Annotated in this window: 3 protein-coding genes; all 3 read left to right on the forward strand. The window is 35.5% G+C overall.

The window, feature by feature from the left end; genetic code table 11:
• Window positions 1-782: PorP/SprF family type IX secretion system membrane protein (locus HMPREF9074_RS11040; RefSeq protein ID WP_034540829.1), on the forward strand; the 782-nt coding region annotated here is incomplete at its 5' end.
• A gap of 38 nt (window positions 783-820) precedes the next feature.
• Window positions 821-2,773 (forward strand): OmpA family protein, encoded by a 1,953-nt coding sequence (locus HMPREF9074_RS11045; protein ID WP_009391141.1) that lies wholly within the window; start codon window positions 821-823, stop codon window positions 2,771-2,773.
• A gap of 182 nt (window positions 2,774-2,955) precedes the next feature.
• Window positions 2,956-3,703, forward strand: a 748-nt coding sequence (gene tatC / locus HMPREF9074_RS11050; RefSeq protein ID WP_034540831.1) for a twin-arginine translocase subunit TatC, incomplete at its 3' end; no start/stop codon positions are given.

Genomic DNA, 3,703 nt, shown 5'->3' on the forward strand with positions numbered 1-3,703 from the left:
AGGTAGGAAGTTTCTTTGGTATGTTTCGTACCCAATGGGTAGGCATCAAAGGGGCACCTACTAATGGTAGCATTAGCTATCACCAACCGATGGAAAACCTACGCAATGTAGGCTTAGGAGGAAGTATTTTCCGCGAGAGCATCGGGCCTCAAAAACAAACAGAATTAGCAGTTGATGTATCGTATACATTGAATTTTGAAAATTCTAAATTAGCTTTCGGACTTGTAGGCTCTGGTAGTTTGTTTCAGATAGACTACGATGAGTTGCGCAAACAAGATAATACCGATGTTACCTTAGCGGGTACTGAAAGTGTATTTTCTCCTAATATAGGGGCAGGAGTATATTGGTATACTAATAAGTTTTACCTTGGTTTCTCAGTGCCTAATATGTTAGAAACTACCCATTATAAAGACCAATCGGTATCAGTGCTTAAAAATTCACAACACTTCTATTTTATCGGGGGTTATGTGTTTAACCTATCAGATAATGTGAAGTTTAAGCCAGCAGTACTTACTAAAGCTTCTTTTGGAGCACCATTGCAAGTAGATGGCTCGCTTAACTTTATGTTCAATGAAAAGTTTGTCATAGGGGCAGCTTACCGTTGGGATGCGGCAGTTAGTATAATGGCGGGCTTCCAAGCTAATGATCGTTGGTTTATAGGCTATGGTTATGACTACGAAACTACCGAATTATCAAAATACAACTCAGGTTCACACGAGATATTCTTGCGTTACGAACTTGTTAAAACCTATAAGAAAATCGTATCCCCTCGATTCTTCTAATTATTTTTATTGCTAACATTATTAATTGTTAATTAGATATGAAGTTTTTAAATTTTACATTAGCATTCTTATGTACTACATCTCTGCTATTTGCGCAGCACGAGCGCGAACTGCAGAAAGCTAATGAGATGTACAAGAATTTTGCGTATGTTGATGCTATTAAAATCTACGAAAAAATAGCTAAACAAGGCTATGTTAATCAGGAGATGCTCGAGAGTTTGGGAAACTCCTATTACTATAAAGCAGAGTATAAGAATGCTTTGCAATGGTATGAACAACTTTTTGAGGAAGGGAAGTATAATGTAAAACCTGAGTATTACTACCGTTATGCTCAAGCTTTGAAATCAGTAGGTAGGTATGACGAATCTGATAAAATGATGAATAAGTTTGCTGAATTGACAGGTAATGCTGATACTCGTGCTGTATTATTTGAGGAAAATAAGGATTATCAAGAGGTTATTCAAGGTAATTCAGGAAGGTTAGAACTGCATCCTGTATCTATTAATACAGAGTTTTCAGAATATGGTACAGCCTTATATGGAGATAAAGTAGTGTTTACAGCTGCTAATAGTGGTAAAACTTCAAAAGGAGGCGTTTCGCAATGGACAGGAGAAAGTTATTACGATTTGTATATGGCAGATCGTGATAAACAGAATCTTTCTAACAAGAAATTCTTTTCTACTACTGTTAATACTCCTTTTAATGAATCTACAGCAGTTTTTACCAAAGATGGTAATACTATGTATTTCACTCGTAATAACTATGTAAATCGTAAGGTAGGTACAGATTTTGAAAATACTATTTTGTTGAAGATACTTCGTGCTACTAAGGATAGTAATGGTGAGTGGGGAAATGTAGTAGAACTTCCTTTTAATAGCGATGATTATAATATAGCACATCCTGCTCTTAGTCCAGATGAGAAGTTTTTGTACTTTGCTTCAGATATGAAAGGTAGCTTAGGGGAATCAGATATTTATAGAGTAGAAATATTGGGTGATAATCAATATGGTACTCCTGAAAATTTAGGAGATATAATTAATACCCCAGGTAGAGAGTCTTTCCCTTTTATTTCTAAGAATAATGTATTGTACTATTCTTCTGACGGTATACCAGGTTTAGGAGGCTTAGATATTTTTGCTGTAAAATTCTATGAAAATGGTACTGTTTCAAAACCAATCAATATAGGTAGACCGGGTAATAGTGCTGATGATGATTTCTGCTTTGTAATGGATAGTGATACTAAGGTTGGATTCCTTAGTTCTAATCGCCCAGGAGGAAAAGGTAGAGATGATATCTATAGTTTTTATGAAGAAAAACCATTGGTATTCGACTGCGAAAAAATGATTAAAGGGGTGTTAAAAGACTCTGAGAAAAATGATGTAATAGCTGATGGAGTAATAGTTCTTTCAGATAAGACTATGAAAGAGGTGGCACGTCAAAAGACAAAAGCAGATGGTTCGTTTGCCTTTGAGAAAGTAGACTGTAAAGACCTTTACTACTACTTACGTGCTGAAATAGGTGATTATGTAACAACTGAGGTAAAAGTAGATTTGAGTGTAGAAGGAGATGTATTCTACGAATTTATGATTAAACCACGCGAAATTGCTATTGATAAAGATGTTGACTTAGCTAAAGTATTAAATATCAAAGAAATTTACTTTGACTTAGATAAATCAGATATTAGACCTGATGCAGCTGTTGAGCTTGCTAAGATAGTAGAAGTAATGCGTGAAAATCCGAAGATGAAGATTGATATACGTTCGCATACTGATAGCCGTGGTGCTGACTCATATAACCTTAAACTTTCTGACCGCCGTGCTAAAGCTACCCTCGAATGGATAGTAAAACAAGGTATAGAACGCAAACGTTTGACGGCTAAAGGTTATGGAGAAACTCAATTAGTAAACGGTTGCTCTAACGGAGTGCCTTGTACAGATGAGGAACACCAAGCAAACCGTCGAAGTGAGTTCATAATCGTAAGCATGGACTAACCACTAGTAATGATACCCATTATTTTATAATAAAAACAAAGAGACTATCTAAAAAAAGTTAATGAGTTTAACTTTTTCAGGTAGTCTCTTTTTGAATAGTTACGAAAAAAATACTATCTTTGCAACGGAAAAAGTTGATTAGCTAATTAGCGAATAGAAAACCATATTAATACGTAAAACTGATGAAAGTATCGGAAGGAGAAATGACTTTTTTAGACCATTTGGAGGAGCTTCGATGGCATATAATACGCTCAGCTGTAGCGGTATTAGTAGTAGCCGTGATTGCTTTTGTGTTTAAAGACTACATTTTTGCTCTTCTTTTTGCTCCAAAAAACGGAGATTTTTTTACTTATCAAATGTTTTGCAAAGTTGGTCATTGGTTTAATTTTGAGAGTGATTTTTGTGCAGAGCACCTACCTTTTACTATTCAGAGTAGAACAATGGCGGGTCAGTTTTCGGCTCATATTTGGACATCAATTTGGACAGGAGTAATAGTAGCATTCCCTTATGTTCTCTATGAAGTATGGAGATTTATCAGTCCGGGGCTATATGATAATGAACGGAAGTTAGCACGAGGCTTTATACTAATAGCTTCTATACTTTTTTTCATAGGAGTATTATTTGGTTATTACCTTATAACTCCATTGTCAGTTAATTTTTTAGGTTCGTACTCAGTTAGTCCAGAGGTGAAAAACCAAATAGACATTGATTCGTATATCTCAGTAGTGCGTTCGTCAGTTATTTCGTGTGGCATAATATTTGAGCTTCCGATAGTTATCTATTTTCTGACAAAATTGGGGGTAGTAAATCCAGATTTTATGCGCAAATATCGCAAACACGCCGTAATAGTAGTACTGATAATAGCTGCTGTCATTACCCCTCCGGATGTTACAAGTCAAATTATTGTATCGATTCCAATAATGTTGTTAT

This window comes from Capnocytophaga sp. oral taxon 329 str. F0087, assembly GCF_000213295.2.
GTDB lineage: Bacteria > Bacteroidota > Bacteroidia > Flavobacteriales > Flavobacteriaceae > Capnocytophaga > Capnocytophaga leadbetteri_A.

Coding starts and splice junctions, on each gene's coding strand:
- HMPREF9074_RS11045 (WP_009391141.1), top strand. CDS start 821: ATGAAGTTTTTAAATTTTACATTAGCATTCTTATGTACTACATCTCTG.